Origin of the sequence: Rhizobium sp. BK619 (genome assembly GCF_014195245.1) — a bacterium.
GTDB lineage: Bacteria > Pseudomonadota > Alphaproteobacteria > Rhizobiales > Rhizobiaceae > Rhizobium > Rhizobium acidisoli.
Map to the genome: position 1 here is coordinate 24,070 of NZ_JACIBH010000021.1, position 25,221 is coordinate 49,290.

At 58.7% G+C, this 25,221-nt stretch carries 25 protein-coding genes and 7 pseudogenes; 14 read left to right on the forward strand and 18 right to left on the reverse strand.

Going from position 1 to position 25,221, the window contains the following annotated elements; translation table 11 throughout:
• Positions 1 to 227: 227 nt before the first annotated feature.
• The 4 genes from FHX14_RS31215 to FHX14_RS31230 all read right to left on the reverse strand — a co-directional run bounded on the left by FHX14_RS31215 (position 228) and on the right by FHX14_RS31230 (position 3,155).
• Positions 228 to 1,055, reverse strand: coding sequence for a protein phosphatase 2C domain-containing protein (locus FHX14_RS31215; RefSeq protein ID WP_246713507.1), 828 nt, complete (start codon positions 1,053 to 1,055; stop codon positions 228 to 230).
• A complete protein-coding gene (locus FHX14_RS31220; RefSeq protein ID WP_184380972.1) occupies positions 1,052 to 1,765 on the reverse strand; it encodes a nucleotidyl transferase AbiEii/AbiGii toxin family protein in 714 nt (237 codons plus the stop codon). The genes FHX14_RS31215 and FHX14_RS31220 overlap by 4 nt, the downstream gene beginning before the upstream one ends.
• Positions 1,762 to 2,331: a hypothetical protein gene (locus FHX14_RS31225; RefSeq protein WP_184380974.1), complete on the reverse strand. Its 570-nt coding sequence runs from the start codon at positions 2,329 to 2,331 to the stop codon at positions 1,762 to 1,764. Before FHX14_RS31225 ends, FHX14_RS31220 begins: the two co-directional genes overlap by 4 nt.
• Positions 2,332 to 2,522: 191 nt before the next feature.
• The gene (locus tag FHX14_RS31230) at positions 2,523 to 3,155 is read right to left on the reverse strand and encodes a hypothetical protein (protein ID WP_184380976.1); all 633 of its coding nucleotides are present in this window, start codon (positions 3,153 to 3,155) and stop codon (positions 2,523 to 2,525) included.
• 487 nt (positions 3,156 to 3,642) lie between these two features.
• Between FHX14_RS31230 and FHX14_RS31235 the strand changes: the two genes are divergently transcribed.
• The 4 genes and pseudogenes from FHX14_RS31235 to FHX14_RS31250 form a co-directional block, all read left to right on the forward strand.
• Positions 3,643 to 4,350: a haloacid dehalogenase type II gene (locus FHX14_RS31235; RefSeq protein ID WP_184380978.1), complete on the forward strand. Its 708-nt coding sequence runs from the start codon at positions 3,643 to 3,645 to the stop codon at positions 4,348 to 4,350.
• Between the two features lie 99 nt (positions 4,351 to 4,449).
• Entirely contained in the window at positions 4,450 to 4,809 is a 360-nt protein-coding gene (locus tag FHX14_RS31240) for a metalloregulator ArsR/SmtB family transcription factor (protein WP_184380980.1), read from the forward strand.
• The gene (arsH, locus tag FHX14_RS31245) at positions 4,802 to 5,509 is read left to right on the forward strand and encodes an arsenical resistance protein ArsH (RefSeq protein WP_184380995.1); all 708 of its coding nucleotides are present in this window, start codon (positions 4,802 to 4,804) and stop codon (positions 5,507 to 5,509) included. The genes FHX14_RS31240 and arsH overlap by 8 nt, the downstream gene beginning before the upstream one ends.
• Positions 5,506 to 5,691 (forward strand): annotated as a pseudogene (locus FHX14_RS31250) (MFS transporter); the annotation flags it as partial. The gene arsH and the pseudogene FHX14_RS31250, both read left to right, overlap by 4 nt.
• A gap of 103 nt (positions 5,692 to 5,794) precedes the next feature.
• On the opposite strand, the gene FHX14_RS31255 reads toward FHX14_RS31250, so the two are convergent.
• Complete coding sequence (locus FHX14_RS31255; RefSeq protein WP_184380997.1) at positions 5,795 to 6,412, reverse strand: TetR/AcrR family transcriptional regulator; 618 nt, start codon at positions 6,410 to 6,412, stop codon at positions 5,795 to 5,797.
• An 88-nt stretch (positions 6,413 to 6,500) separates the two neighbouring features.
• Between FHX14_RS31255 and FHX14_RS31260 the strand changes: the two genes are divergently transcribed.
• Complete coding sequence (locus FHX14_RS31260; protein ID WP_184380982.1) at positions 6,501 to 7,274, forward strand: SDR family oxidoreductase; 774 nt, start codon at positions 6,501 to 6,503, stop codon at positions 7,272 to 7,274.
• 68 nt (positions 7,275 to 7,342) lie between these two features.
• Here FHX14_RS31260 and FHX14_RS31265 read toward each other — a convergent pair whose 3' ends face one another.
• The gene (locus tag FHX14_RS31265; RefSeq protein ID WP_184380983.1) at positions 7,343 to 8,158 is read right to left on the reverse strand and encodes an NAD(P)-dependent oxidoreductase; all 816 of its coding nucleotides are present in this window, start codon (positions 8,156 to 8,158) and stop codon (positions 7,343 to 7,345) included.
• A gap of 4 nt (positions 8,159 to 8,162) precedes the next feature.
• On the reverse strand, positions 8,163 to 8,534 hold the full coding sequence (locus FHX14_RS31270) for a MarR family transcriptional regulator (RefSeq protein ID WP_246713508.1): 372 nt from the start codon (positions 8,532 to 8,534) through the stop codon (positions 8,163 to 8,165).
• Positions 8,535 to 9,145: 611 nt separating this feature from the next.
• Here FHX14_RS31270 and FHX14_RS31275 point away from each other — a divergent pair.
• Positions 9,146 to 9,721 carry an alpha-ketoglutarate-dependent dioxygenase AlkB gene (locus FHX14_RS31275; RefSeq protein WP_184381001.1) on the forward strand — a complete coding sequence of 192 codons (576 nt, stop codon included), beginning with the start codon at positions 9,146 to 9,148 and terminating at the stop codon, positions 9,719 to 9,721.
• Positions 9,722 to 9,762: 41 nt separating this feature from the next.
• Here FHX14_RS31275 and FHX14_RS31280 read toward each other — a convergent pair whose 3' ends face one another.
• Positions 9,763 to 10,080 carry a plasmid stabilization protein gene (locus tag FHX14_RS31280; protein ID WP_184380985.1) on the reverse strand — a complete coding sequence of 106 codons (318 nt, stop codon included), beginning with the start codon at positions 10,078 to 10,080 and terminating at the stop codon, positions 9,763 to 9,765.
• A 144-nt stretch (positions 10,081 to 10,224) separates the two neighbouring features.
• On the opposite strand from FHX14_RS31280, the gene FHX14_RS31285 reads away from it, so the two are divergent.
• The gene (locus tag FHX14_RS31285; RefSeq protein WP_184380987.1) at positions 10,225 to 11,118 is read left to right on the forward strand and encodes an SDR family oxidoreductase; all 894 of its coding nucleotides are present in this window, start codon (positions 10,225 to 10,227) and stop codon (positions 11,116 to 11,118) included.
• 193 nt (positions 11,119 to 11,311) lie between these two features.
• On the forward strand, positions 11,312 to 11,545 hold the full coding sequence (locus FHX14_RS33280) for an alpha/beta fold hydrolase (RefSeq protein ID WP_348649280.1): 234 nt from the start codon (positions 11,312 to 11,314) through the stop codon (positions 11,543 to 11,545).
• A gap of 222 nt (positions 11,546 to 11,767) precedes the next feature.
• Here FHX14_RS33280 and FHX14_RS33285 read toward each other — a convergent pair.
• A pseudogene (locus FHX14_RS33285) lies at positions 11,768 to 12,010 on the reverse strand (hypothetical protein); the annotation flags it as partial.
• On the opposite strand from FHX14_RS33285, the pseudogene FHX14_RS33290 reads away from it, so the two are divergent.
• A pseudogene (locus tag FHX14_RS33290) lies at positions 11,967 to 12,068 on the forward strand (transport-associated protein); the annotation flags it as partial. The pseudogenes FHX14_RS33285 and FHX14_RS33290 overlap by 44 nt on opposite strands.
• A 108-nt stretch (positions 12,069 to 12,176) precedes the next feature.
• Here FHX14_RS33290 and FHX14_RS33295 read toward each other — a convergent pair.
• The 3 genes and pseudogenes from FHX14_RS33295 to FHX14_RS31305 form a co-directional block, all read right to left on the reverse strand.
• Positions 12,177 to 12,887 (reverse strand): EAL domain-containing protein, encoded by a 711-nt coding sequence (locus tag FHX14_RS33295; RefSeq protein WP_348649278.1) that lies wholly within the window; start codon positions 12,885 to 12,887, stop codon positions 12,177 to 12,179.
• Entirely contained in the window at positions 12,853 to 14,340 is a 1,488-nt protein-coding gene (locus tag FHX14_RS33300; protein ID WP_348649279.1) for a diguanylate cyclase, read from the reverse strand. The genes FHX14_RS33295 and FHX14_RS33300 overlap by 35 nt, the downstream gene beginning before the upstream one ends.
• Before the next feature lie 143 nt (positions 14,341 to 14,483).
• Positions 14,484 to 14,665: pseudogene (locus FHX14_RS31305) on the reverse strand (helix-turn-helix domain-containing protein); the annotation flags it as partial.
• 356 nt (positions 14,666 to 15,021) lie between these two features.
• On the opposite strand from FHX14_RS31305, the gene FHX14_RS31310 reads away from it, so the two are divergent.
• From FHX14_RS31310 to FHX14_RS33305, 3 genes and pseudogenes are all read left to right on the forward strand, one after another.
• The gene (locus FHX14_RS31310) at positions 15,022 to 15,696 is read left to right on the forward strand and encodes a transcriptional regulator (protein WP_184381003.1); all 675 of its coding nucleotides are present in this window, start codon (positions 15,022 to 15,024) and stop codon (positions 15,694 to 15,696) included.
• Positions 15,697 to 15,824: 128 nt separating this feature from the next.
• On the forward strand, positions 15,825 to 16,361 hold the full coding sequence (locus FHX14_RS31315; protein WP_184380989.1) for a hypothetical protein: 537 nt from the start codon (positions 15,825 to 15,827) through the stop codon (positions 16,359 to 16,361).
• A gap of 868 nt (positions 16,362 to 17,229) precedes the next feature.
• Positions 17,230 to 17,376, forward strand: a pseudogene (locus tag FHX14_RS33305) (ATP-dependent DNA ligase); the annotation flags it as partial.
• Between the two features lie 269 nt (positions 17,377 to 17,645).
• Here FHX14_RS33305 and FHX14_RS31320 read toward each other — a convergent pair.
• On the reverse strand, positions 17,646 to 18,155 hold the full coding sequence (locus FHX14_RS31320) for an Hsp20/alpha crystallin family protein (RefSeq protein WP_184380991.1): 510 nt from the start codon (positions 18,153 to 18,155) through the stop codon (positions 17,646 to 17,648).
• Between the two features lie 309 nt (positions 18,156 to 18,464).
• Here FHX14_RS31320 and FHX14_RS31325 point away from each other — a divergent pair, with 309 nt between their 5' ends.
• The gene (locus tag FHX14_RS31325; RefSeq protein WP_012556073.1) at positions 18,465 to 18,698 is read left to right on the forward strand and encodes a hypothetical protein; all 234 of its coding nucleotides are present in this window, start codon (positions 18,465 to 18,467) and stop codon (positions 18,696 to 18,698) included.
• 25 nt (positions 18,699 to 18,723) lie between these two features.
• On the opposite strand, the gene FHX14_RS31330 is transcribed toward FHX14_RS31325, so the two are convergent.
• The 3 genes from FHX14_RS31330 to FHX14_RS31340 all read right to left on the reverse strand — a co-directional run bounded on the left by FHX14_RS31330 (position 18,724) and on the right by FHX14_RS31340 (position 22,552).
• Positions 18,724 to 20,934, reverse strand: coding sequence for an amylo-alpha-1,6-glucosidase (locus FHX14_RS31330; protein ID WP_184380993.1), 2,211 nt, complete (start codon positions 20,932 to 20,934; stop codon positions 18,724 to 18,726).
• 15 nt (positions 20,935 to 20,949) lie between these two features.
• Positions 20,950 to 22,044, reverse strand: coding sequence for a glycosyltransferase family 4 protein (locus FHX14_RS31335; protein WP_012556075.1), 1,095 nt, complete (start codon positions 22,042 to 22,044; stop codon positions 20,950 to 20,952).
• A 97-nt stretch (positions 22,045 to 22,141) separates the two neighbouring features.
• Positions 22,142 to 22,552: a hypothetical protein gene (locus FHX14_RS31340; protein WP_003595326.1), complete on the reverse strand. Its 411-nt coding sequence runs from the start codon at positions 22,550 to 22,552 to the stop codon at positions 22,142 to 22,144.
• Between the two features lie 234 nt (positions 22,553 to 22,786).
• Between FHX14_RS31340 and FHX14_RS31345 the strand changes: the two are divergent.
• Positions 22,787 to 23,286 (forward strand): annotated as a pseudogene (locus FHX14_RS31345) (ATP-dependent DNA ligase); the annotation flags it as partial.
• A 545-nt stretch (positions 23,287 to 23,831) separates the two neighbouring features.
• Here the strand turns inward: FHX14_RS31345 and FHX14_RS31350 are convergent.
• Together FHX14_RS31350 and FHX14_RS31355 are read right to left on the reverse strand one after the other, a co-directional pair.
• Positions 23,832 to 24,051 (reverse strand): annotated as a pseudogene (locus FHX14_RS31350) (SOS response-associated peptidase); the annotation flags it as partial.
• Between the two features lie 642 nt (positions 24,052 to 24,693).
• A complete protein-coding gene (locus FHX14_RS31355) occupies positions 24,694 to 24,876 on the reverse strand; it encodes a hypothetical protein (RefSeq protein ID WP_003591008.1) in 183 nt (60 codons plus the stop codon).
• Positions 24,877 to 25,221 lie beyond the last annotated feature (345 nt).

Below are 25,221 nucleotides of genomic sequence, written 5' to 3' on the forward strand. Positions count from 1 at the left end.
TCCTCAGTCAGCGTCACCAACCTCAGTCGCAGTTGCCCGGAGCGACGGGCGTTGAACATCGCTGCACACAAGCGGCCGACACCCTGCGACAGGCCCAGAGGCTGGGAATTCCGTGCCAGTCCGCCGTTACCGAGGCCTCGCTTGGCTTGCACTTGAAAAGTATCGATGAGTGCTCCTCGGCGGACTCCAGCTTAGGAGGAAGATTAACGCTCGACGCTGCAACAATTCTATCGAAGGTCGCTCGGAGCCAACGAAGAGGTCTGAAAAACTCGGCAGCGTCTCGCCCATAAATTATCCCGTCTTCCATGACTTATCGCTCCTGGGTTATTTCTGGGACGCCTGAGTCCACACGTAAAAATTGGTCGATCCACCATCTTCCAGCAAGATTTCGGACGGCTCCTCGGCGGAAAGCAATAATTGTAGCACGCTGCGATCATCTCTCTCTGGAGCAGCTGACTGGCCGCCGCCAAGGAAGGCTCGTGCTCGCTTTCTGTCAATTCCGCCCAGAAGCCATCGGTGGCAAGAAGAAGCGTGCCGCTGGCCGTCTGTTCCGCGAGGACTTCTGGGGCCATGAACTCTCTGGAACGAAAACTCTGGGTAAGAAGGTGCCTCGTGGTGGATCTTGCGATGGCATCGAGAGGTAGGTCCGCCAGGGCGTTTGCAAGGGTATGTGGCTTGAATTGCCAGTGTACTTGGCCGTCTTGCCTGCCAAGAAGGCAATCTCCGGAGTAAAGGACCGTCGAGGAGCCTTTGTCCGTTACGTGAAAGAGGATAATGCTGGCGGAACCCGTCGGAAACGATGTGCGAAGGGCTTGATGAATCTCCCGGAGCTTGGCTTGCATGAGCTCGTGGCCCCATGCATCGTCGGTTCCGGCAAACCGGTCGACGACAGCTTCGACGATTGCCCGTGCATATCCCCCGTTGTTCGAGCCGTTCGTGGCGCCATCAGCCACAATAGCAAAAAATTCGCCATGTCTCCCCGCGATCCCCGCATGGTCGCGATTGTCGTCGGTGCGCGTTCCTTTTTGGCTCAACCATCGGGCCTCGATTTTCATTGTGCGGCGCCATCCGCACAATGGCTAATCGAGACAAACCTTTCCCGGACGATTTCTACACGACCGGCGGGCCCGCGGATATTGCCATCGAGGAAATCGTCAAAGTCAGCTTGATCGAGGAGTGCACGAAACTGTCCGGCGATGAAGTTTCGAACGTCATTGTCGGCCGCCGTGACCTCGGCAAGGAGCTCCTCCCTGCCGTCGACAATAAGGAGGATGTCTTCAGCGTCACGGCTCATGATTAAGTCGCCATTTCCCCTTCCGGCATAGGCTTCGAGCTTCGTCGCAAGAAACATTGGCGGCGTGAGGATCCGGATCGTGAGGTCTTCCGAGAGCTGGTAGTGCTGTGCCGTCTCGATTCCACTCGCATACCATCGATTTCCGAATCCGAGGATAGTCGGATCATCCGGCATGAAGTCGACCGTGAGTTTACCGAGACGCATGCGGCAGATCACCGCCTCGTCAGCGGCCTCCATGAAACCCCGGTGTCGGAGCTCCTCCTGGAGCTGTGCCCAGGCAGGAAGGCCCGCCAGGTCAACGATCAGGTCGATGTCGTCTGTGGCACGCACATCCTCGAGCGTGACCGGATCAGTGATGAACAGCGCGGTCGTGCATCCCCCAACGAAGACCAGGCGCGAGCGGAGGTCTTCGCCAAGGGCCGAGGCAACGGCTTTCATCATTTCCAGCAGTTGAGCGCGGATCGCTGTCATTTGCTCATGATCCTTGACTTGAGGTGGTCGGTCGCGAGACCGACTTCCCGCTGGTTCCCGAGCCGGATCGCATCGACCAACGCGAGGTACTCATAGAGTGCGTCGTCCTTCAGGACTGCGTCCGGCACGGTCTTGAAGAGCGGCTCAACCGCCTGCCCCATCTCCCTTCCGTTGGCATAGGGCCAAACGTAGTTGTACGTCCCGCCGCTGATCAGGAGTTCCGTGAGCATAGGTGCGGCGAAGGCGGTCGGTATGCCGCGCTGCATCGGCCCAACTTTGGCTGGGAAGACGAACTTTAGCCCGGTGGTAATGAAGCCGAACAGGTTCCTTCGGCTTGGCCGAGGCTCGTTCTTGGCATTGTCTTTTCGCGCGATGCCTGATGCGACACTGCGCTTGATCGACTGTGCTATTTCGGTCTTGCTGATCCCGAGTAGCGCCTCTAGGTTCCGAACAGAATATGGGTCTCCCCCCACGGATTCCGATCGCAACTGATCAATGCCCTTGGTGAGTTCCTGATCTTGCAGGCTTACCAGCTTTAGCAGGACGACGATATCTTGGCTCTTCATAAACACTGTCCTCTGTCCTAGGACTGAGGACAGTTAGCCTGAAGCGGTGCGTCCTGTCAATCTGTGGACACCGCGCCTAGGATTAATGGTCTATTGCAAAGAGCTCGATGTGACTCACACCAAGTGCATGGCGAGGTGGAAGCTGATGATGATCGAGGACGGGACTTCCGTTTCTGACCTTTTGGGAGGGGCTATCGCAGCAGCCCATCGACGTCGAACTCGTCCCAGCCAAGCAGCTTGCTGGCCGCGTCATCAATCTCGCTCCCGACTGTCTTTGGCTTCTTCGCCACCTTCTTGAGCGAACGGGTAAGTTTCGCCCGGTAGGCGGCCTGCCTTCTATTCTCCGCTCTCGCGGCGATATCCTCTTCACGCCATTCATCGATGACGGCCCGGTCAAGGAGATCCTCCACCACACGGGGATCGAACACATGGAAGGTGATCTGCCTTGCGCGGCCGCTCAGTCGCACAGTTCGTGTTCCGGCGCTTTGAAGACGGCCGTCCTTCAGCCAGCGATGCCGTTCGCCTGCGGAGATGCCGAGTATATCCTGGATTTCGCGCGGAATGACCGGCAGGTTTTCGATCCCTTCGAGCGCCTGGCTGACGGCTGCCGACGTCGACGCGAACTCGTGCTCGCTATCTTTCGCCATCCCCAAAACCAGAGCCATGCCGTTCACGTCGAGAGATTTCCGAACGGCCACGGGCAGACGGGCCCGGACTTCCAGAAGAATACCTTTGGCCCGGACGGAGGAGCCGAACGTGGCGGCGGGCGATAAAGTCCAGGTCTCCACGAGCGCGGGAGCGATGATGATCTCCTGTTTCGGCATCCAGCGTAGATGGGTTGGGCGTTGCTCGGGATCAACAAGGAAAACGCGGTAGTTCCGACAGGCGTTAAATGCCGGCGCAACAAAAAAGGCCGGGGCGAATTCGCACCGACCTTCTCACGTCGCTCCTCATACCAGTGCCAGTACATCCGTGGTCAAAAGCAAAAAGCGACTTCGGCTATCGCGAACATCCCTTGAGACACTCACCAGCGACGCCCGGGAACGATAGATAGCTACTGATTGTGTTCGTTTCAAGTTCGCATCGTTGACAGGAGCGAACTTCGGAGCAGCGCATTTCAACCCAATCAACAGGGTCGGTGGTTCGTACCTCATCAAGGCGAAGTTGTGGAAACGCCCTGGGCGTCCGTTCGAGTCTTGTCAAGACCTATGCTGCCCGTGATCGCGTAGCATAACCGGAACTCGGCCCACAAGCGGCACGTTATGACAGGCCAAACCCAAATCCAATCGACCAGATAACCGAAGGCAACCCATGCCCCAACAATCGCAGTCGAAGCTTATTTCCGATCCGCCCGCCAAGATCATCACCTTCGACTGCTACGGTACCCTCGTGCAATGGTACGAAGTTCTGCTGCAAGAGATCGACGTCATTTTGAAGCAGCACTACGCCAGCGGTAGGGATGCTTCGGTCATCCTGGAAAGCTTCTCGGCTCAAGGTCGAACACTCACCGCAGACAAGCCGCACCGTCTGTACAAGGATATTCTTCGCGTCGGCTTTGCCGCGGCGTTTCGGGAACATGGCGTGGAGCCTACCGAAGTGGAGATCGAGAAGATCGCTCGATCTCCGATGACGATGGGCCCGCATCCGGAGGTGCCGCATGCCCTTCGCCGGCTGCGCCAGCGATATAAACTTGCGATCTTCACTAACTCTGACGATGATTTGATTGCACCGACAGTCGCTGCCATCGGCGTCCCATTCGACTATGTCATCACCGCCGAGCAGGCCGGTGCGTACAAACCGTCGAGGGAATTGTTCGAATACGCCTATCGCCAGATGGATGTCACTCTAAACGAGACTGTTCACGTGGCGATGGGGATGTATTGGGACATGAAGGCGCGTCACGAACTTGGTTTCCGCGGCATCTGGGTCAATCGCCGCGGAGAGAAAGGAAACCCGGACTGGCTGCCTTATGCCGAGGTCTCCGATTTGGAAGGCGCCGCCAACCTGCTTCTTCCGTAACCACTGTGCCTAAGTCGCAAGTTGTTTTTGCGAGGCCTGGCTTGCCGGTCGCTTTCATATTCGCTATCCATCCTTCAATAATTCAAGGATTGTAAAAGTATGGATGAACGTCAGGCTCTTATGTCGTTCGCGGCGCTGTCCCAGGAGACCCGTCTGTATATCGTGCGCATCCTTGTTGTCGCAGGTCCGGGCGGCATGGCCGCAGGAGCCGTCGCAGAGAGGGCCAAGGTTTCGCCATCGAACGTTTCGTTTCACCTGAAGGAGCTAGAGCGCGCGGGCCTGATCAATCAGAAGCGCGAGTCACGTTCGATCATATATACCGCCAACTACGACGGCCTGGGGGCTCTGGTCCGTTTCCTGATGGAAGATTGCTGCGTCGGCCACCCGGAAATCTGTGCACCTGCTGCAGAGGTTGCCGCATGTTGCCTACCGGCTCCGGAGGGCACGCGTGTTGTCTGATCTGCCCGCTGCATCCCTGGCGCATTTGCGTCAACCAGACCCGGCCGCGCTACGTCCGGCGTTTTCCACACATAAGCCGCGCATCCTGATCCTTTATGGCTCACTGCGGCCGGTGTCCTACAGCCGCCTGCTGGCACAGGAAGCTGCACGCCTGCTCGAACACTTCGGCTGCGAAGTGCGGATTTTTGACCCCACAGGCTTGCCGTTGCCGGACGCCGAGCCGGTCAGTCATCCCAAGGTACAAGAGTTGCGGGACCTGTCGGCTTGGTCGGAAGGCCAGGTCTGGGTCAGCCCGGAGCGTCACGGCGCGATGACCGGCGTCATGAAGGCGCAGATCGACTGGATCCCGCTTTCCGTCGGCTCGGTGCGGCCGACCCAGGGCAAGACTTTGGCGGTGATGCAGGTCTCAGGCGGCTCGCAGTCATTCAACGCCATCAACCAGCTTCGCGTCCTCGGCCGCTGGATGCGGATGATCACCATCCCGAACCAGTCCTCCGTCGCCAAGGCTTTCCAGGAATTTGATGCTGACGGTCGTATGAAGCCGTCGTCCTACTACGATCGCGTCGTCGATGTCTGCGAGGAGCTGGTGAAATTCACGCTCCTAACGCGTGACGCCTCCTCCTACCTCACCGATCGCTACAGCGAGCGGAAGGAAGAAGCGGAGAAGCTGGAGCAGCGCGTGAGTCTTAAATCCATATGAGCGAGTGGGTGCCGACCGCCGCCATCGTTGCCCTCGGTGTCACCCAGAATATCGGCTACGGCGCCCTCTATTACAGCTTCAGCATCGTGGCGCCGGATATGGCGGCTCAATTCGCGTGGTCGACCGAATGGATCTTCGGGGCGTTGTCGATCGCGCTGCTGATCGGCGGCCTGACGGCCCCCTGACTGGGCAGGCTGTTTGACCGCATCGGCGCCGGCCGGGTGATGACGATCGGTTCGGCTGATACTTGCGGGAAGGACGAGCAGATGTCGGGCAGAACTCCCTTCACGTGCCACGCTTCCCAGGCCATGCCGTGAGCGCGACATCGATCAGTCGCTTCAGCAGCGCATTGCAGGCGCCGTCGCAGGCCTGGGCGGACATGCCCTGAATGATCGCACCGTAAAACCGGGCGAGGGTGTCGGTATCGGTTTTAGGGGGTAATTCACCGTTCTCGACTGCACGATCAAAGCGAGCTTTCAGGGTCTGCACCGACGCCTCACGCAGTGCTGCCGTCATCCGTGCGACAGCAGCGTTTTCTTCCGCATGCTGAAGGGCAGCGGTTGAGACCATGCAACCTGGCGGCTTGTCCGGCTGCGTGTCGCCGTCGGCGATATCGTAAAGGTAACGGCTCAAAGCCTCATAAGCTTGAAGATCCGATTGGAGAATTTCCAACCGGCGGCTGGTCTCCCGAGCAATGCTGAAGTCGAGTGCCTGACGGTATAATTCTTCTTTTGAGCCGTACATCGAATAGAGCGTCGGCGGATTGATGCCCATGGCCTTAGTCAGGTCGGCGGTCGAGGTTCCCTCATAGCCACGTTCCCAGAACAGCCGTGCGGCGATATCAAGCCCGACGTCGCGATCGAGCACGCGCGGCCTGCCACGTTTGCGAGCCGGCTCATTCATTAAATAGCGATCCCTATTAATATCGTTGACAGACACGTTTTCAATCTTATTATAGAGATCACTATTTAATTTAGCAACGGAGTGATCCATGTCTCAGAGACTGGCAAAAAAGATAGCCCTCATTACTGGAAGTTCGCGCGGTATTGGCCGGGCGGCGGCCCTTGCCTTCGCAAAGGAGGGTGCTGCACTGATTGGTGTGCACTACACCGCCAATGCCGATGCGGCGAATACCACGATCCGCGACATCGAGGCCCTCGGCGTCAAGGCTGTAGGCGTGAGGGCTGACCTCCGAAACGGCAAGGACGCGGCCGACAGCCTCTGGGCACAGTTCAGCGAAGCTGCCCGCAATGAGACAGGCTCGTCGGTTCTCGATATTCTGGTGAACAACGCTGGCATCGCGCCGGCACTGCCTTTGAAGCAAACCAGCGAAGCCGTGTTCGACGAAGTGATGACGATTAACTACAAGGCACCGTTCTTCCTGATCCAGGCCGTGGCCGACCACATCCGTGACAATGGCCGCATCATCAATGTCTCGACTGGATTTACGCGGATCGCGGCGCCGACGCATCCGGCCTATGCAGCTTCCAAGGGGGCGCTGGAGACATTGACTTTGGCGCTTGCTCCTGAATTTGCAGCGCGCGGGATTACGGTCAATGCCGTGCTTCCGGGTGTGACAGAGACGGATATGAATGCCGAGTGGCTGGCATCGCCGGATGCGCGGGCTGGCGCCGAAGCACTCTCGGTCTTTTCGCGTGTCGGAAAGGCAGAGGACGTTGCTGATGTCATCGCTTTCCTCGCATCAAACGATGCACGCTGGACGACCGGCCAGATGATTGACGCGACGGGTGGCGCCCGGATCTGAACGAGTCTTCTCCTCGTTGCTTCCGCGTCAGTGACCTAACTGGAGCAGGGCCCCGGCAATTACCCGGTTCACAGGATCTGTTCTTGGACGGCCTGAAAAACCGTCCTCACTGTCGGCTGGAAACCAAGGCTTCGCGCGAGCGATGCATCGACATGGAGGTACCAGGGGTTATGCATTGGCGTGGACGATGGTTTCATCTGGTGGCCGACGAGGCCTGCCAATTCATAGACGGTTGTGGGCGCCTCATCGGAGATGTTAACGATCCGACCGTCAAAGTTGCCCGCCAGCGCCAATTTCATTGCCGTTGCAATATCGCGGTGGTGTATCGTGCTCATCCGATTGGCGGGATGGAAGCCGAAGGCGGCCAAGTGCTTTGGCAGCATCTTCAAGTGACCGTCACCGTCGCCATAAACGAACGGGAACCGTGTGATCGACCAGTTCAAGCCACTTTCGCGCAGCAGTTTCTCGGCCGCGATCTTGCTGGCGGGGTAGGCTTGCTCCGGCTCAACGTCGTCGGTCTCTCGGCCCGGCTGAGGCGAATTCTTGTTATAGACATTCGATGTGCTCGCCATAATGAAGCGCGCGTCAGGAGCATCGGCTTGCACGGCGGCGATCAGATTGCGGGTACCCTCCAGATTACTCCGCCAGATCAAATCGGTATCCGGGCTGCGAAAGACGGCGGCCAGATGCACGACCGCGGAAACACCTCGAACAGCCTGCGAAAGCGTCGGTGGGTCAAGAATATCGCCGGTCACGGCCGTTGCTCCCGGCGGGCAGATTTTCCCCGTCCGCAGCAGCAGCCGGCAAGCAAGGTCTGCTTTCACCAGCCGCGGAACAAGGCGCTCGCCAACGAGGCCTGTTGCTCCAGTTATCAGGATTGTCATCAGCTCACGCCTTTCTTGAGAGGGCCTGTAGCCGCTCAGTCGCCGATCGAAGGACGCGGATCGTCGTGGCCAAATCGGCCTCATTGATGCCGTCAAACGCAGCCTGGTGAATAAACGTAAGGTCAGGCAGTTCGCGCCACAGCGCCTCGCCTGAACTCGTCAAGGTCAGAAGACGCTGGCGTTGGTCTCCTTCGTCCAAGGTTTGCTCGACCAGTCCCTTCCGAACGAGGGTGGCGATGATCCCGCTCAAAGTTGCCCGCTCGAGCTCAAGGGCACGACCAAGATCGCGCTGCACCGCTGGGCCGGCATTCGCCAGATGCCACAGGACGTACCATTGCGTCGCACCGAGATCGTATGGGCGTAGGGTCGCGTCCATGAGGGCCCGTCCTGCAAGATAGCATCGCTTCGTCCATGCCCCGACAGTCAGCTGTTCGATTTCTCGTTCGTCCCGCACGGTCCAAACACCCCATTCGTTTGCTACCTTACGAATATTGCAAGGTAGCGAACGAATTGTCAAGTGTCGGACGTTCTTGGACTCGTAAAGAAAGGCGTCTCGACATTGATTGCTCCTTCCCCGTCCCCTCCTGCCGACGATGCCTTGTCTTGAAATGGGGCCACCTGCCTCTTACGTTTTAGACATCACTCACATGTCCATGCCGCGGCGGACGTTGCAAACGTCCAGGGTCTAGCGCGTTACACGTGCTATTCCGGTGCGGCCACGAAGGATTCCAATTGAGCAAAGCTAATAATGCCGCCACACGGGCGGTACCAGAGCCGCGCGACCGAAGCGAGGTTACCGAACGGCCCGAGAAGAACCAAAAATATCCCTGCCTGCTTACCCGCGCGGAACTGAAAGCCATCATCGCCGAGCAACACGGTTAAGCGGCTTTTCGGCCGAGGAGGTTCTGATCGCAATCACCAAGCTCGCGTATCGGCGCACTTTGCCACAGCCATCAAAGTCCCAGCGCGCATTGAAGAGAATTGACCATGGGTTTGTCAGAGCAAACAGATCTATTTGGGAAAGCGGAACCGGCTCTACCGCCAGGTTTCCGCTACCAACCCGATATCGTTCCCAAAGAGGTTCAGTCGGACCTATTGCGTGAACTACCGCAACTGCCACTGAAGCCGTTCGACTTCCACGGTTTCGAAGGCAAGCGGAGGGTGGTCTCCTATGGCTGGAAATACGACTTCGACACCCAGCAGGTGAGGCGGACCGAAGATGTCCCGCCTTTTCTCCTGCCTGTACGATCCATGGCCGCAGCCTTTGCCGGCATCGCGCCGGATCAACTACGGCAGGCTCTCATCGCCGAATATGCACCCGGTGCGCCGATCGGCTGGCACCGGGATAAAAACGTCTTCGGGCGGATTGTCGGGGTTTCTCTGCTGTCGGCCTGCACACTCAGGCTTCGGCACCGTGCCGGCGACAAATGGGAGCGCATCTCGGTGATTGCCGAACCCGGCTCTGCCTATGTGCTCTCGGGACCCGCGCGCAGCGAATGGGAGCATTCCATCCCCCCCGTCGATCAGCTCCGCTATTCGATCACCTTCCGGGAAATCGCGTGATCGACAGGTGCCAGGTTGGCCCCGGCTGTCAGCGCGGCCATCTAGTGATGGGCGTGCTCGGCGTTGCGTTTCCGCGTTGCTGCAGCCTTCTTCGCCGACGCCGAGCGGTCGGCGGCAGATCTTGATGCGGCGGCCTTTCCGCCCTTCTCGCCACCTTTGTGGGCTGCCGGATGGCCGGTATCCTTTCCTCTGCCGGAGCCGCCGGCCTTCTTGCCGCCGCCGTCGTCTTTGTTGACGGTCGCCCAGGCGCGACGTTCGGCTTCTTTTTCCGAAACCCCGCGGTCCTCATAGCTTTCTGCGATATGGTCTGCCTTGCGTTCCTGCTTGTCCGTGTATTTCGATTTGTCACCTTGGGGCATGATGCTTCCTCCTGGGTTGATGATCAAAACGAACGAACCCTTCCGCAGATAGTTCCCCAGCGCCACGATCCCGGAACAAACATAGGCACGCCGCGTTCGCGAATTGGAGATCCAATCAGCGACAAACATAATCTTGGTGTGACGATGAACGACAAAGCCTCTTTGAGCGACCCACGCAACCTCTATCCCGCGCCTCCGTTTCCCGACCAGCCGCAAGCCGCTCCCGGACTTGCCCGCAAGATGGACCCCGTACCGGACCATGGTGAAGAAAGCTATCGCGGGTCCGGCAAACTCACTGGCCGCAAAGCCCTGGTTACGGGCGGCGATTCCGGGATTGGCCGCGCCGCCGCGATCGCCTTTGCCCGCGAGGGTGCGGACGTCGCGATATCATATCTTCCGGAAGAGGAAGCGGATGCGAAAGAGGTGATCAAGCTGATCGAGGCGGAGGGCCGACAGGCGGTCGCGCTGCCGGGCGACATCAAGGACGAGACCTGGTGCCGCGAACTGGTCGAAAAGGCCGTCTCCGGTCTTGGCGGCCTCGACATCCTGGTAATCAATGCCGGACGCCAACAGTACCGCGAAAAGATCGCGGAACTGTCGACGGACGATTTCGACAAGACCATGAAGACCAATCTCTATGCGCTGCATTGGATCGCCCAGGCCGCCGTACCGCACATGCCGGCTGGATCCGCTGTAATTACGACCGCTTCGATCCAGGCTTATCAGCCATCGCCGATCCTGCTCGATTACGCGACGACGAAGGCCGGCATCGTCGCCTATACCAAGGCACTCGCCAAGCAGTTGATTGAGCGCGGCATCCGCGCCAACGTCGTGGCACCCGGCCCAGTCTGGACGGTGCTTCAGCCAAGCGGTGGTCAGCCGGACGAGAAGGTGAAGAACTTCGGCAAGGACAGCGACTTTGGTCGACCTGGCCAGCCGGTGGAGCTTGCTCCTGTGTTCGTGCTTCTCGCCTCGCAGGAAGCCAGCTTCATCAACGGCGAGGTCTACGGCGTCACCGGCGGCAAAGGCGTCGCATAAAGCAATCGGGCTGAAGGCGAAACATGGTTCAGAATCAGGATTTGAAGCAGGTTCGCGCGGGTGTGCTCGATATTGCATACTTCGAGCTGGGACCGGCCAATGGCGCCCCGACGATCCTGCTGCATGGGTTCCCCTATGATGCGCATGCCTATGACGAGGTGCGAGCAACCTTGCCGCCCCGGGGCACCGTTGCATCGTACCGTTCCTTCGCGGCTACGGCGCGACCCGCTTCTTATCGCCGACGACGCCACGTTCTGGTGAACAGGCGGCCTTGGGCGCGGACCTGCTGGCGATGATGGACGCCCTTGGCATCGAAAGAACTATTCTCGGCGGATACGACTGGGGTGGCCGGGCCGCCTGCATCGTCGCCGCTTGTGATCAGGACGATGGGACAAATCATCAGTGCCGGCATCCGGACAACCGATAAGGTCGCCGCTTCGGTGGCGAGGAGTTTGTTGTGCTCTTGCGCGAAACGAATGAGGCCGCAGCCGTGCTTCTTGCCAATCGCCTCCGGGAGTTGGTCGCCGCAGCGGTCGTGGAAAGTGGCGGGCATAGTGCAGCATATACAACAATCGCACTGACCGGTATTGCCGACCGGCGAGGTAGGTTCGCAGCGCAGTCTCCCTGGGATGCCGCGCGGATGCGAGCGAGGGCCTATATCGACACCACCGATATCGAACAGCCCGTAGTCGATATTATCGTCCGGCGCGCCGTATTCAGGCGCTTCGCCGAACCGTCGAAAATCGAAAGACGGCATGGCAGTGAAGGAAAGGTGACTGCCACAGACTTGGTCCTTGACCTTTCTTGGTGTCGGGAAGAACTCCCTGAAACGCGCGTGCTTCGTGCCGACGAAGGCAGCAGATCGTGACAGAGCGACCTCGATTGCAGCCATGATCGTGGGCTGGGAAAACGTCCATGACCGAATGCTGAGCCGCTTCCCCATGCAGTAGTTCGCGACCACGGCGATCGCGAACGTCGCCTTCGCGGACTGTTGCTTTGAAATTCGTCCAGGACGTATCAGGAAGCTGCGATATAAACGGGCACGGGCATTTTGAGGCTCAGCCCGCCAGACGGCTCGATGGCGCGAAATAGGCTTGGGTGATCTGATCTGCGCTGGCGGGGCGGCTGAAGAGGTATCCCTGTAGCTCGTCGCATCCCGACAGCCTCACCGCCGCGGCCTGTTCCTCAGTTTCGATACCCTCAGCGGTCACGGGAAGGTGCAAGGCGTTGGCGAGTGCGATCGTAGCATGGAGGACCGCGCCGTCTCGATCGTCATGGTCGAGGGCCACGATGAGGGAGCGGTCAATCTTCATGCGGTCGAACCCGAATTCGCGAAGCGCACCGATGCTTGCATATCCGCATCCGAAATCGTCAAGCGCGATTTTAATGCCCATGTTCCGAAGCGTCTTAAATGCGCGTTTGGCTTGATCCGGATTTGAGATGAGAACGCCTTCTGTCACTTCGATGGTCAGCCTCATCGGGTCGAAGTCAGCCTGAGCCAAGATGTCTCCGACCTGGGACGCAAAGTACGGGTTCCTGAGCTGAAGAGGCGAGACATTCACCGCCACGCCAACACCTGGCCATCGCGACGCCTCTCGCACGCTTAGCCGTAGCACTTCGAAACCGAGCTGATCGATCAAGCCCGCTCTCTCGGCCAGGCTGATGAACACTTCCGGCGTCACATCGCCTCGCGTCGCGCTTTTCCAGCGGGCCAATGCCTCAACGCCTCGGATTTCACGCGTTGTGGCGTCGACGAGTGGCTGAAACACAGTTCTTATTTGGCCGCTTGCAAGGGCGTGCCCGCAGTTCTTGTTCAAGGTCCGAGGTATTTGCTGCGTCTTCGTCGAGCGAGGGACTGTAGATCATCGACCGTCCCCGGCCCATATCCTTGCGGTAAAGCGCAAGGTCCGCGCGGCGAAGGAGTTCGGCGGCGTTCGTCCCGGGTTCAGACATCTTGGCGGCGCCGACGCTGCAGCTGATTTCGATCGTGCGCCCGCCGATGACGAATGGACTGGACAACGACGTGAGTATGCGGGCGGCGAGCGCCCCATCTTTCAAAACCTGATCCCGCGAGATGACGGCGAACTCGTCGCCGCCTAGCCGAGCCACTATCGCGCCATCCGGTAGGTGGTCCACCAGCCGCGCGGCAACGGATCTGAGGAGTTCGTCCCCGACGGCATGGCCCCAGGCGTCGTTGACGGGCTTAAAGCCGTCCAGGTCGATCATCAGAAGGCTTGCGCCGAGGATGTTTGATTGGACGGCCTTTTCGAGTTGCTCGAAGCACCCTACTCGGTTTAACAATCCTGTCAGCGCGTCGTGCTTTGCCTCATAGGCTGATCGGCGTTCACTGCTGCTGATCGAGCGAAATGCCATAAATCCCGCGCCGCCAACTGCCGTAAGAAGTAGGATTAGGACGATGCCGGCACCGACGACTGTTGGCCTCACCCTGAGGTAGCCTGTTGTGCCTGGATCGACATGCGGCCAGGTGAGATAGCCGACATCATGACCCTCCATGTCCTTCAGTTCGGCATGCAACGCACGCAGCGGATCAACTGTATTCTGGAGCGCTAGCCCGCTGATTGTAAACGTCGCACTGATTTCGGCCACCACCGTCGGCGTCAGCTGCTTGGAGAAGACCAGTACAGGAAGGGCGGAGTAGTCGAGCTTGTCCTCGAATGCCGAAGGCTGGATTGCTGCAGCGCCGATTATCGCGATGCCGTCTTGTGTCTTGATGAAAGAGACCGGGACCCCGTCGCGGCCAGGATCTGGCCGCCGCGCGGCGTCGATAACCTGGGCCAGCTTTCCAAGATAGAATCCGTTGGGGTCGGTAACCACCTCGCCCTTGTGGTAGGCCATTATTGGTTTTCCGTCCGTCCCGAGAGCCATGGCCGTGTCGTAGAGTGGATAGTTTGCTGTGGTTGATCCCCAGTTCTCTGTAGCCCAGTCCGTTGCACCCGGTCCCGACATCTGGCTAAAGGCGTCGTCCCAATAGGCATTGTCTCGCACCGTCGCCCCAAGCTGCTTCTGCAGCGCCCTCAGAGCGCCTTTCGCTGCTGTCACAGCGCGGGCATCGTCTATATCGTCGACGACCGAAGCCATGTAGTGAAAAGCTCCGGCGACAGTATATCCGAGGGTTCCCAGCGTCGAGACGAAGATAAATGACGTTGCGGCAACCGTTGCGAGACGCCACTTCAATTTGGTTCTAAAGAAGTCAAAATTCACCGAAACACCTGCTATGCATGTGCCCTCCGCCAAGGGCACCGAGTTGGCGTCATGCCTCGTCAGCCGCGGAGTTGTAGGCTATTCGTGAGCGATGAATGCGGCGTTAAATTCTAATTGTACGAAATCATACCAAATCTCACTCCTGCGAAGACGGTGCGCGAAACGAGACCGTCGGCCTCCAGCTCGCGAAGCTGCGTCGAAAGCATGTGCTGGGTAATTCCCGGGATCGCGTTGCGAAGTTCGCCGAACGGTAAATCCGCCGCTGGAGCAGCCACATGTTTTCCAGCTTCCACTTGCCCGAGAGCATCGCGAACGCGCGACACATCTCGCCTACATTGCCTTTGATATCTTCCGTCCATCCGAGCGATGCACCTCCTCCCGCAAAGCTTTGTGTTTCAGGCGACCCGATCCTCCTCTCAAGGGCTATCAGACTTCGGAAGACGCTGGACAAGCTTGCGCTGGAAGCGAAAGCAACCGCCCTGCCTTATTCTGGAAGTGCTTACTTCACCGTGCGCCATCAGCCTCTTCGGGTTCTGCTCTCGCATTGCGCGAGGAACACTAAACTCGGTGCCGAAAAGCTTCGGGCAGCCAGTGGCGGGTATAGACTGGCAGTGCGGTATTCGCTATTCCGGATGTTCCCAGTCACCAAATCATCCGCGAATTCTCCAAGGGCCCTTTATATTGAAGAAAGTGCAACGTAGTTTTGCCGTCGAGTACAAAAGCGGCAGGCGAAAACTCGATTCCAGGTCAAGCTCGATCTGGGGGAACCTGGATCTAAAGTCAGTCGCACGCGACCTCGAGGAAGAGACAACGCCATATCTATCGGATGCTTCCCAGAGTGGCAGGTCCGAGAGCGAAATGTCTTCACCAAAAGCAGATCGGGTCGAGTCATTGTTGACACCGCCTCTCGGGCCGTCGACAACTGCATCAGATACACAGGAGATGAGCATGGCCGACGAGACTGATACGGCAGCCAAGATCGATGTACCGACCGTTGTCGAAACGCCTGCTGCGCCGAAGAAGCAGCGCAAGCCCCGTGCCAAGAAAGCGGCGGCACCCGAGACGGCGTCTGCTGACGCTGCGGCAAAGCCAGCAGCTGCTCTGACCAGCGCTGGTGACGGCAGGAGGCGAGGGCGCAAGGCAAAGGTTATTGAAGCTACCGCGACCGCCAAACGTGGGCCTCCAGGCCGTGCTCGAAAAGCTATGCAAACCGCCTCGGCCGCGCCGATGACGGCGATCGATGAGATGGAAGATCTCCTGCAGTTGGAAGAAGAAAATCAACGACTGCGCAAGCTTCTTGCCGAGCAACTTCGCGCTGAAAACGCCGATCTGCGCAAGCGGCTTAAGCTCGATTGATATAAGCAGCCGGTCAATCACCGGCCGCATTTCTATGATTATCGAGACATACAGTTTGGCGACGGTGGATGCTGTTGCCGGACTAAAATTTGCAGCCTGCTTGCGGGATAAAGCTCAAGGGTGGATAGATGGCGTCTCCCTGGAAATTTCTGGCCCGACTGATCTCACCGGGACGCGAACAAAAGAAAGAAGCCGGCTCGCCCAGCGAGGCTACGCCGGAAGCGTCGGCTACTGCGGGTTTGGCTGACGCGGCTGCCAGCGAGGGCGTAAATGGAGCTGATCGGCCGGCAAGCGCCGAGACACATCGTGAAGCCGTTGCGCTTTCCCTACAGCCTGTGCATTCCGAAAAAGCCGAAAACGATCGCGCCGGCCAGGTCGACCGCAAAGGCACCAGAAACAAAGGGGCTGCTGCTCCTCCTTTGTCAGGTGGGCTTGACATCGACGTCATTGCTGCACGAGGTGCTGCCGACCTCAAGCGAGCTGTGGAGGTCATCCCGCGTAAGCAAAGAAATCGCGGCAAGAAAGCGGGTGCGATTTCAGACGTCTCCCATGCAGTCGAGATGACCCTTGACGAAGAGATCAGGGTGCTCAGGGCTCAGCTGGCGGGCAAGCTGAAGCTGCAAAATGCGCAGTTAAGAAAAATGCTGGAGCGGTTTGAACGATGACGCTGTCGTGTGCACGGCGTTGAGCGGAGATCGACTGCAACCGCACACGGGCGCCAATGCGTGGTGCCTTTTCGGTGGGTTCGATATATCGCCGGGGACGGTGGCATAGCGAATTCTCGTCACCGGTTTGGGGCAGGGTTAAGAAATACTCCAAGGGGCGGAACGCTTACGGTGGATAGCGCCTGTTTTGGTTTTCGTCACCAGGCGGCGCCTAAGCCGCCTGGATTCTCGCGTACGGGAGCCCCTGCTCAGCCGGCACCCGTGATGCTCGTGTTGCAGAAGCTCCAATAGCCACGGCCCTTCTGGATCCACTTCAGATCGCCGAGCGTGCCGGCGTCTTTGGCCGAATGATAGGCGTCGACGCAGGTATGGAGGCGGCCTTTGCCCGGCGTTTCGCTTGAGTATTTCTTGACGATTGCCTTAGAAACGGCGCAGTTTGCAGACAGCCGTCATCGCTTGCAGACGGCCGCCTCCTTTTCAGCTTCAATGCCTCACGCTGATCGGCCGCAGCTACTCCGTCAGCCGAAACTCCAAAGCGCCCTCTCGTTAACCGGGGAGGGCGCTTTTGCGGTTCAGCCTTCGGCATGGCTGCCGAAGCGCAGACGACCGGCCTTGGCGTGAAGACGATCGGCTACGGCATTTCACGGCTTGCGGCTTCGAGAATGTCGGGCCGCGCGGAGCGTCGCTTGGGAGCAGACCGAAACTTTCCTCCGCACGACCCAACTCGGGGATAGGTTGACCGCTAGGTTGAAAGGCTCCTGCGATCCACTTAACAACCTACTTGGCCCGCCGCAGTTCCCCCTCTTTACAGATAAACACTGATCCAAGGGCGAACATCTTCTCTCCATTCGTTGCGGCCGGGACCAAGCGCGGCAGGCACGACTGGACACACCGCTTCCCAGCGATCGCGGCGGAAGCGGCACAGTTCGGCGCGTCGACGGCGAAGCCGTAGTGTTGGACGACGAGAGCCGCTCGGATTTCGGCAAACTGCTGCAGTCGATAGAATGGCCGGGGCTATCAGCGATCAGAATGCCCGAGTGAGATTAGGATCCGTATCGATGAGTACGACAGCGGTTCCTTGCCTTTGGCGCCAAGCCGTGGGTGTGGGCATGGCGTTCGTGGCTTCCGTATCCTTCCACCTTCGCAGAAGACGGCGGGGTCGGTTCTTGGAGGCCCGCGTTATGTTTCCTGCTGTGTCTCTCTTGCAATCTCCGTTGTTAACCCCTCCCGGCTGGCGAAGGATACTGGCGGCCCAATCGACCCGGCCGCCAGGTGGTTAACCGATCAGCTTTTGATGGCGATACGCTTGACCTGCGACTGTGCCTTCTCGCTCTTCGGCAAGGTCACGGTCAGCACGCCGTTCTTGAAGCGGGCATCAACCTGGTCATCCTTGACCTCGACCCCGAGCGGAATGCGGCGCTCGAAACGGCCGTAATAGCGCTCGGAGAAGTTTCGGCCCTTGTCTTCGGACTCGGAGCGCTTTTCACCCTTCAGCGTCAGCACGCCGTCGTTGAGCAGGACCTCGATGTCCGTTTCTTCAAGGCCCGGCACCTCGGCGGTCACCTTGATCTCCTTGTCGGCGTCGGAGATCTCGATGCTCGGCCAGCCGGCACTGAAGGCGGAACCGCTCCCGAAGGTGGGCAGGCCGGAGCCAAAGCCGCGGAAAACGTCGTCGAACAGGCGGTTCACCTCGCGATGCAGCGACAGGAAGGGATCCCGATTGTCGTCGCGCAAGCCACTCGGAACCTGGTTGCCATTAGCGCGGCCCCAGGGAATCAGATCACGAACACTCATGGTTTTCTCCTTTCTGTTGATTCAGGTGGCAAAGTCTTTCCGTGACCGGAACAGGGGAGAGAAATCGAGGTTTGTCCTCATAGCCATATCCTCCTTGCAAGCAACATGGATACAAGGAGGCGCCAAGGGCACATGGCGCCTCCTGGACTTGTAGATTCCTAGTGGGTAATCGAACAATAGTGATATAATTCATGGGCTTGGAGTTTCAAGAGCAGTGCAGTTTTGCGATGTAAAATTGTTGGTTTCGTTTCCAAATACCAGATCTGGGTGAGGCCAGATCCAGATAAGTCCAGAAACGGAGTAACGGACATGACAATGACTTCTGACGACGTCATCGCCATCCTCGGGCCCGCCGACAAAACGCTTGTCGCCGAGGTCATCGCGACAGGTGCGACGCAGGCCGAACTTGCCGAGGCATTTGCATGGGCCAATAACGACGAAGCATTGATGGGTGAAGGCCGGCATTTGCCGACCGGCAGGGTTGCCAGGCTTGTCGATCTGCTACGGTCGGATGAAGAGGAAGAGGATTGGAAAGGCGGGTGACCCGCCTTCCGGAACCCTCTCTTCATCAGGCCGTGATGAGCACCTGAACATTGCCCTGGCGATTGATCACGTCGACAACGACCTGGCCTCCCGACCGGCGAATGGCGACGTCTGCCGAGCCGCCACCGATCAGCAGGCGTCGCAAGATCACCTCGTCGAGGAAGGAGGGAAGGCGCGGCATATTGAAGCTGATGAGCGGGCCGTTGGGGTCGAAGTCGAGGCCGAGACAGGATTGCAGCAGAGACAGGGGTGCTGCTGCAGCCCATGCTTGAGGCGAGCAGGCTACCGGATAAAAGGTGGGCCCGCGTGCCCTCTGGCGCGGCATGCCGCAGAGGAGTTCGGGGAGCCGTCGCAGGTCGATGTAGGTCGCGGCGGCGAACAGCCCCTCGAAGATCCGTGCCGCTTCGACGCGATAGCCAAAGCGGGCAAGGCCACTGGCGATCAGGGCATTGTCATGTGGCCAGATCGAGCCATTGTGATAGCTCATCGGATTGTAACGTGCTTCGGTGGAGGGGATGGTACGAATGCCCCAGCCGCAGAAGGACGATGCGCTCATCAGAGTGCGGGTAAGCTGTTGGACCCGTTCAGGATAAGCAATGCCGGTGAATAGCGTATGGCCGGCATTTGAGGATCGAACCCGGCAGGGTCGCTTATCTCCGTCGAGGGCCAACACATATGTGCCAAGCTCCTCGTCGAAGAAGCTGATGTCGAAAGCCCGGCGCAGTCCCTCCGCCCGCGCGAGAAAACTCGCGGCTCGTTCCGGCCTGCCCGTCCGCCTGAAGATTTCAGCAGCACTTTGCCACGCGCCGTAGACATAAGCCTGGACTTCGGCGATCGCGATCGGCCCCCGGGCCAATGTGCCGTCAGCATGGAAAACCGAATCGTGGCTGTCTTTCCATGCCTGATTGATCAGTCCTTCCTCCGTCAGCCGTCCATATTCAACGAAGCCGTCGCTGTCGCGATCGCCATATTCGTCGATCCATGTCAGCGCCGCTTCGACATATGGCAGGAGCCGGTCGACCGTCGCAAGATCACCGGTTCGCTGAAGATAGGCGCCAGCTAGCATTACAAATAGCGGCGTAGAATCGACGCTGCCGTAATAACGTCCGAACGGAACCTCGCCAAGTTCGGCCATCTCGCCGTAGCGCGTTTCGTGCAGGATCTTGCCCGGCTCGGCGTCCGAAGCAGGATCGAGAGTCGTCGCCTGGTTGGCTGCCAGATAACCGAGAACGCCGCGGGCGATCTCCGGATCGAGCCAAAGCGTCTGAAGCGCGGTGATCAGAGCGTCGCGGCCGAAGACGGTACTGAACCAGGGGATGCCGGCATAGGGATAGGGACCTTCTGCCTTGTCGGTCAGCAACATGTAGAGGTCGGAGACGCTGCGGCGCGAGACTTCGTTGAAGATCTCGTTCGAGGTGGCGATCAAGGCCGCGCGCGAGGAAGAGGCGCGCAACGCACGACGGGCGTCCCGCAAGGCCAGGAAGAAAGAAAGGCGGCTCAGTCGGTCGGCGGAGGTCTGGTCGCAGCCGATCTGGATGAACAGCGATTTGGTCTCGTGTGGCTCTAGATGGAGATCGAAGGTGACAAGATCGCTCCGAATCTCGGTCGGTTCCGGCATGAAGGAAAGTCGCGTCGACCTCTTGCGATCGTCCAAGCCAATATAGGAAAGGAGGATGCTATCTTGTTCTATGACGGCAGGAAGATGGCGCCCTCGCCTTGCCCTTGCGGTTCCCCGGACTTCGAAAAGGTCAGCGAAATCGGCATCAAACGCGATCTGGATGCGGACATGTTGCCGACGCTCGTCATAGTTCCTCACGGCCAGCCGTTCATAACAACAGGCATTCCAGAGAAAGCGCGACCTGCGCAGATGAATGGTGTCATGGCCGAGAACCAGCCTTCCCTTGTCATCGAATTGATCAGGATTGGTGAGATCGCAGGTCAGCGTGGCATTGTCATCGCGCAGTGTCGACGACAGGAGCATCGGCCGCTGCCCGGTGATCGTCAGGTAGAGATGCGAGAGGTAACGGGTATCCCGGTGAAAGAGACCTTCCGGACTGCCGGGACCGGAAAGAGCATCGCCATTGTGGTCGAAGACGGCGAAAGTATCGCCGTGCTTCAGGGTGCGCGGCCGGCGCTCCTGCAGCGATGCGGCGGCCGGAATGAAAAACTGAGCGACCGCCGCCGCCGGGCCCGGCGATGCCGCGGCGGAGTTGCTGTCCGCAGAAATGTTTGACATGTCTCCTCCTTGACGTCAGGCAACGGCCTGCAGGTCGGGCGCCTGACCATTTGACCGACGGATTGGCGCGGCTTTGGTACGAACGCCCGGCAAGTTGCGGTAGATGTCGACATAGTCGCACGCCATCCGTTTCGCGGTGAAGCGCTTTTCGAATGCTGCCCGTACCCTTTGCCGATCGAGCCGCAGCGCCCATTCGACGTTCTCAGCCGCCTCGGTGACGCTGTCGACGAGAATGCCGGAAATGCCATTGTCAATGACCTCGGGTACCGAGCCACAGCCGAAAGCGATCACTGGCGTGCCGCAGGCCATGGCCTCGATCATCACCAGCCCGAAGGGCTCCGGCCAATCGATCGGGAAGAGCAGGGCGCCAGCATTACCAAGGAAGTCAGCCTTCTGATGTTCGTCGATCTCGCCGATGAATTCGACATTCGGATGGCTCTTCACCATCGGCTCGATTAGGGTTTCCCAATAGGCCTTGTCGGCATTATCGATCTTGGCGGCGATCTTCAGCGGCATTCCAACCTTTGCCGCGATCTGGATCGCGCGGTCGGGGCGCTTTTCCGGAGAAATCCGCCCAAGGAAGGCAAGGTAATTGCCCCTAGGGTTCTGCGTGAAGGGAAGAAGGTCGGCAGGCAATCCGTGATAGACCGTTCCGCGCCAGTCGACCGGTGGCATCGGGCGGCGCTGGTCATCGGAGATCGACACCAGCGGAATATCGGGAAAGGCCTTGTAAAGGGGCTTGAGATCCGGCAGGTCGAGGCGCCCGTGCAATGTCGTGACGGTGCGATCGGCAAAGTCGCGGATCAGCGGAAAATGCAGGAGATCGATATGGAAGTGCAGCACGTCGAATTCGTGCGCCCGCCGGCGGATCTCCTCCAGCATCACGACCTGATGCGGCAGATGGTCCTTGATGGCCGGATTAAGACGCAACGCGACATCGGAGCATCCTACGAGGCGCGCGCCGGTAACAGAATCGCTGCTGGCAAACAGCGTGACATCATGGCCCTGACGGACCAGTTCTTCGGTGAGATAGGAAACAATGCGCTCGGTTCCCCCATAAAGCTTGGGCGGAACGCTTTCAGCAAGTGGTGCGATCTGAGCGATCTTCATCGGCAAAACCTCCTCAGCTAAGGGTCGTCGCCAAAAACCCTGTTCGTGTCCTCCAGGCACACGGGTGTTACGTCGAAGTCTACATCTCAAATGGCTGTCAGCATCGATCTCCTTTCCGGTAGCCGGAGAGGCCAAGGCCACCAAACCGACGCGCTCCCGCTCTGCGGCGGCGTGCCCTGCGGACGTCAATGGATTTGGATTTAGGCGAGTCTTGAACCCCAGATTGCAGATTGTGCCCGTCCAAAGTTTTCAGCGCTTCAATGATCTCGTCATAGGAGACGGCTTCATCCGCACCGGGATAAAGACGAACCGCCGGAATAGACTCGACGGCAAAGATGTCGGATGCCCACGACGCGAGAATGGCGCGCTTTTCGTCATCGCCGATATCGTTGGCGGTAAGCACGTCACGCGGGTGGCCAAAATGTTTCGCCGGATGCAGCAGGTGGTCGGCGCTGATCGCTGCCCTGGCTTCGTCCGGTATCGAATTACTGGCGGTTTCCTTTCTCATGGTCTGGCTCCATTAGCCTGCGGTTGGCCGGACCGGATGACCAGTCCGGGCGGATGCAAAACCTGTTGTCGAGCACTTTGCGCGAAAAGATTTGGTTCTGACATTTTTCGATTTCAAGAGAGAGCGAAACGAAAAATTAGTATTCATGCTCCTGCGCTGCTAACCCGCTAAAAAAGAACAACAATCCCGTTATTGCCATAAATCCTGCGCCACCTTCGCAATGTCGGTGCGGAGGCCATCAGGCTTTCTGAAGAGATCGATGCTGACGGTAAAGCTTTTGCGTTATTGCGTGCGATGTTGGGCTCGAAGGCATCATCGCGAAAGACCGCAACAACCCGTATAGCATCGGTCGCCTCGGCGATTGGCTCAAGATCAAGTGCATTCAGAGCGATCGCTTCGCGATCGTCGGCTATGAGAAGTCCACAGCATCGTTCGGGGTCATCGTCCGGCTACTGCTCGCCGCGCGCAAAGGAGGCGAGCTCGTATATGTCGGGGGACTGGGGACGGGGTTTAACGAACGTTCCGTGAGCGAGCTCCGGGAGCAGATGGATAGGTTAACCATCGCCAAGCCGGCCGTCGACACCGGACCGAAGCGAAACGCGGTCCTTTATCGAGCCAAAGCTCGTTGCCGATATTGAATATCGCGAGTGGACGCATGAAGGAAAGCTGCGACAGCGTCATATACGCGGCTGCGTGACGCTGCTTATGAGGCTGGCGTTTGTGAGGTTCCTTAACGCTTCGCGGAGATAGGCGATTTCTCGGGCATGGCATGTAACCGCAAGGCTTGGCCAGCTGCGTAGTTTTGCGCGAACTCTTCGTTTAAAAATTCACGCTCAGTGCACTCATCGCCTTCGGTTATAACCACAATCCATTTTCCATCGCGTTCGAAAACCCTCACGGAATTTGCGCTCATCGGCCAACCCTCTTTAGCCCTCGACGTGCACAAGGAATTCTACGATATGCGCGCGCAAAGTCGAGTCGCCTATTCTGATTGCGACCTGGGGCCGCAGTCCAATCTTAGAGTTTGGCCAGCTTAAGGCCTCGACTCCTGTACGAGTCACTGTTGCCACAATGGCCCTGCGCGTTCAAGCCGAGCCGCGTGTGCCCATCCAGCACATGCACCGGCAGGTAGGTGCTCCTCTCCTCCATTCCCCACGACGAACTTGATGGTGTCGTTGGGCGTCAATCAGAACCCGCCGGCCAGTTCGCGAATGACTTCTTCCACATCATCATCCATCGACACACCTGTCGCATTGCGCAAGGCGGAGCGCTGCTCGACGTCCCGATCTTTCGACCGGAACACCCGCCGCTTGTCGGGTCCCGGCCCAACTCCAGCGCCGCTGCACGAGCTCGGCCTCATCGCCGGCTCCATCGATCGTTCGGACGATGGGGCCGGGATGGGTGATCATCTTGATGTCCTCACGTGCCTCAAAGTTAATGTTTGCCTCACCAAAGCGGATCTTGATTTTCGGGTCGGTGAAGCCCTTCGCGATGCGCAACTGCCTGGATCGGTGCCGCCGGCGACTTCATGTAGCGCGGCGTAAGCAAGACCACTTAGCCGCAGACGTGATCGCTATTGAGTGGGCGATGCCTTTCGAAGCACCGGGCATTGGCGGTAATATGTCTGTTGAGACTTCCGGAGGTCGGTCAGCTGACACAATCCGGACCTGGCATCTGCTGGAGTTCCAACCCCTTGGTCATGCATCATCGCTGGCGGTCGTCTTGATCTAGGTGCTTCGTAGCCTTTCCGACGAGCGTGAGAGCATCCGCCATCACACGGATGCCCGGTGATACGGCAAGGGCGATACACTCGGGAGACCCGGGGCCCGCCTGGGATGACGCGCTTGCGTCCGACCGCCCCATCCTAATTGAGGTCAAAACCGACCCCTAAGTCCCAACTATGCCGCCGCATCTCGCTTTCGAGCGTACCAGCCCCGTCTGATTAGGGTCCAGCGCCATAAATTCGTATCGCTGCCGACAGCTCGTGCGTATTGCTGATATGGCCTCGGCGGTCGGTGACTATCAGGAATACCTCTATAGCGATGCGACCTCGATCTCAACGCCCACTCTCTAGCGCTTTATCCGGACAAAGGCGATGAACCCTGTGCCAGCCATGGGCCAGCGATGGGCCGGGCGTAACACTATCGCCACCGAGGCTGTCGCTGGACGTTATGAAGAAGTTCGGATGCTGTAGCAAAGTGGCCGAACAGCTGCAGCAGGCGGGTTTCCTCGATATCAGTGAGTTGGTGACGCTTGGCGAAATCCCTAACCGACCAAATGGGTTTTGTTTCGACATTCTCGAGAGATTCAATACGCTGCATCATTACTCAGTCCTCCTACTACAACGCAGATGAAGTAGGCATTTCTAAATTAGAAATATATTAAATAAGACATGTCCAACTCGTTGGTACGTTACCGAACACCTTCCCGCGATCTAGTGGACCTCCCCCGCGTTACAAGGCCTCCAGAAACTCGACTGATCCGCCGGCCGCGCGTTCAGCTTGTGTAATTGCTCTAGAGCAGATTGCGACTTGGTTGAATCGGGATTCCGTTTTTGTCGCAAATCAGATTTGGTTGAATGAGCCATGGAGGCTTGTTCGATGGGTCGTGCTTATTCGATGGATTTGCGAGAACTGGCGATGACCCGTGTGGGGCAAGGCGAGACATGT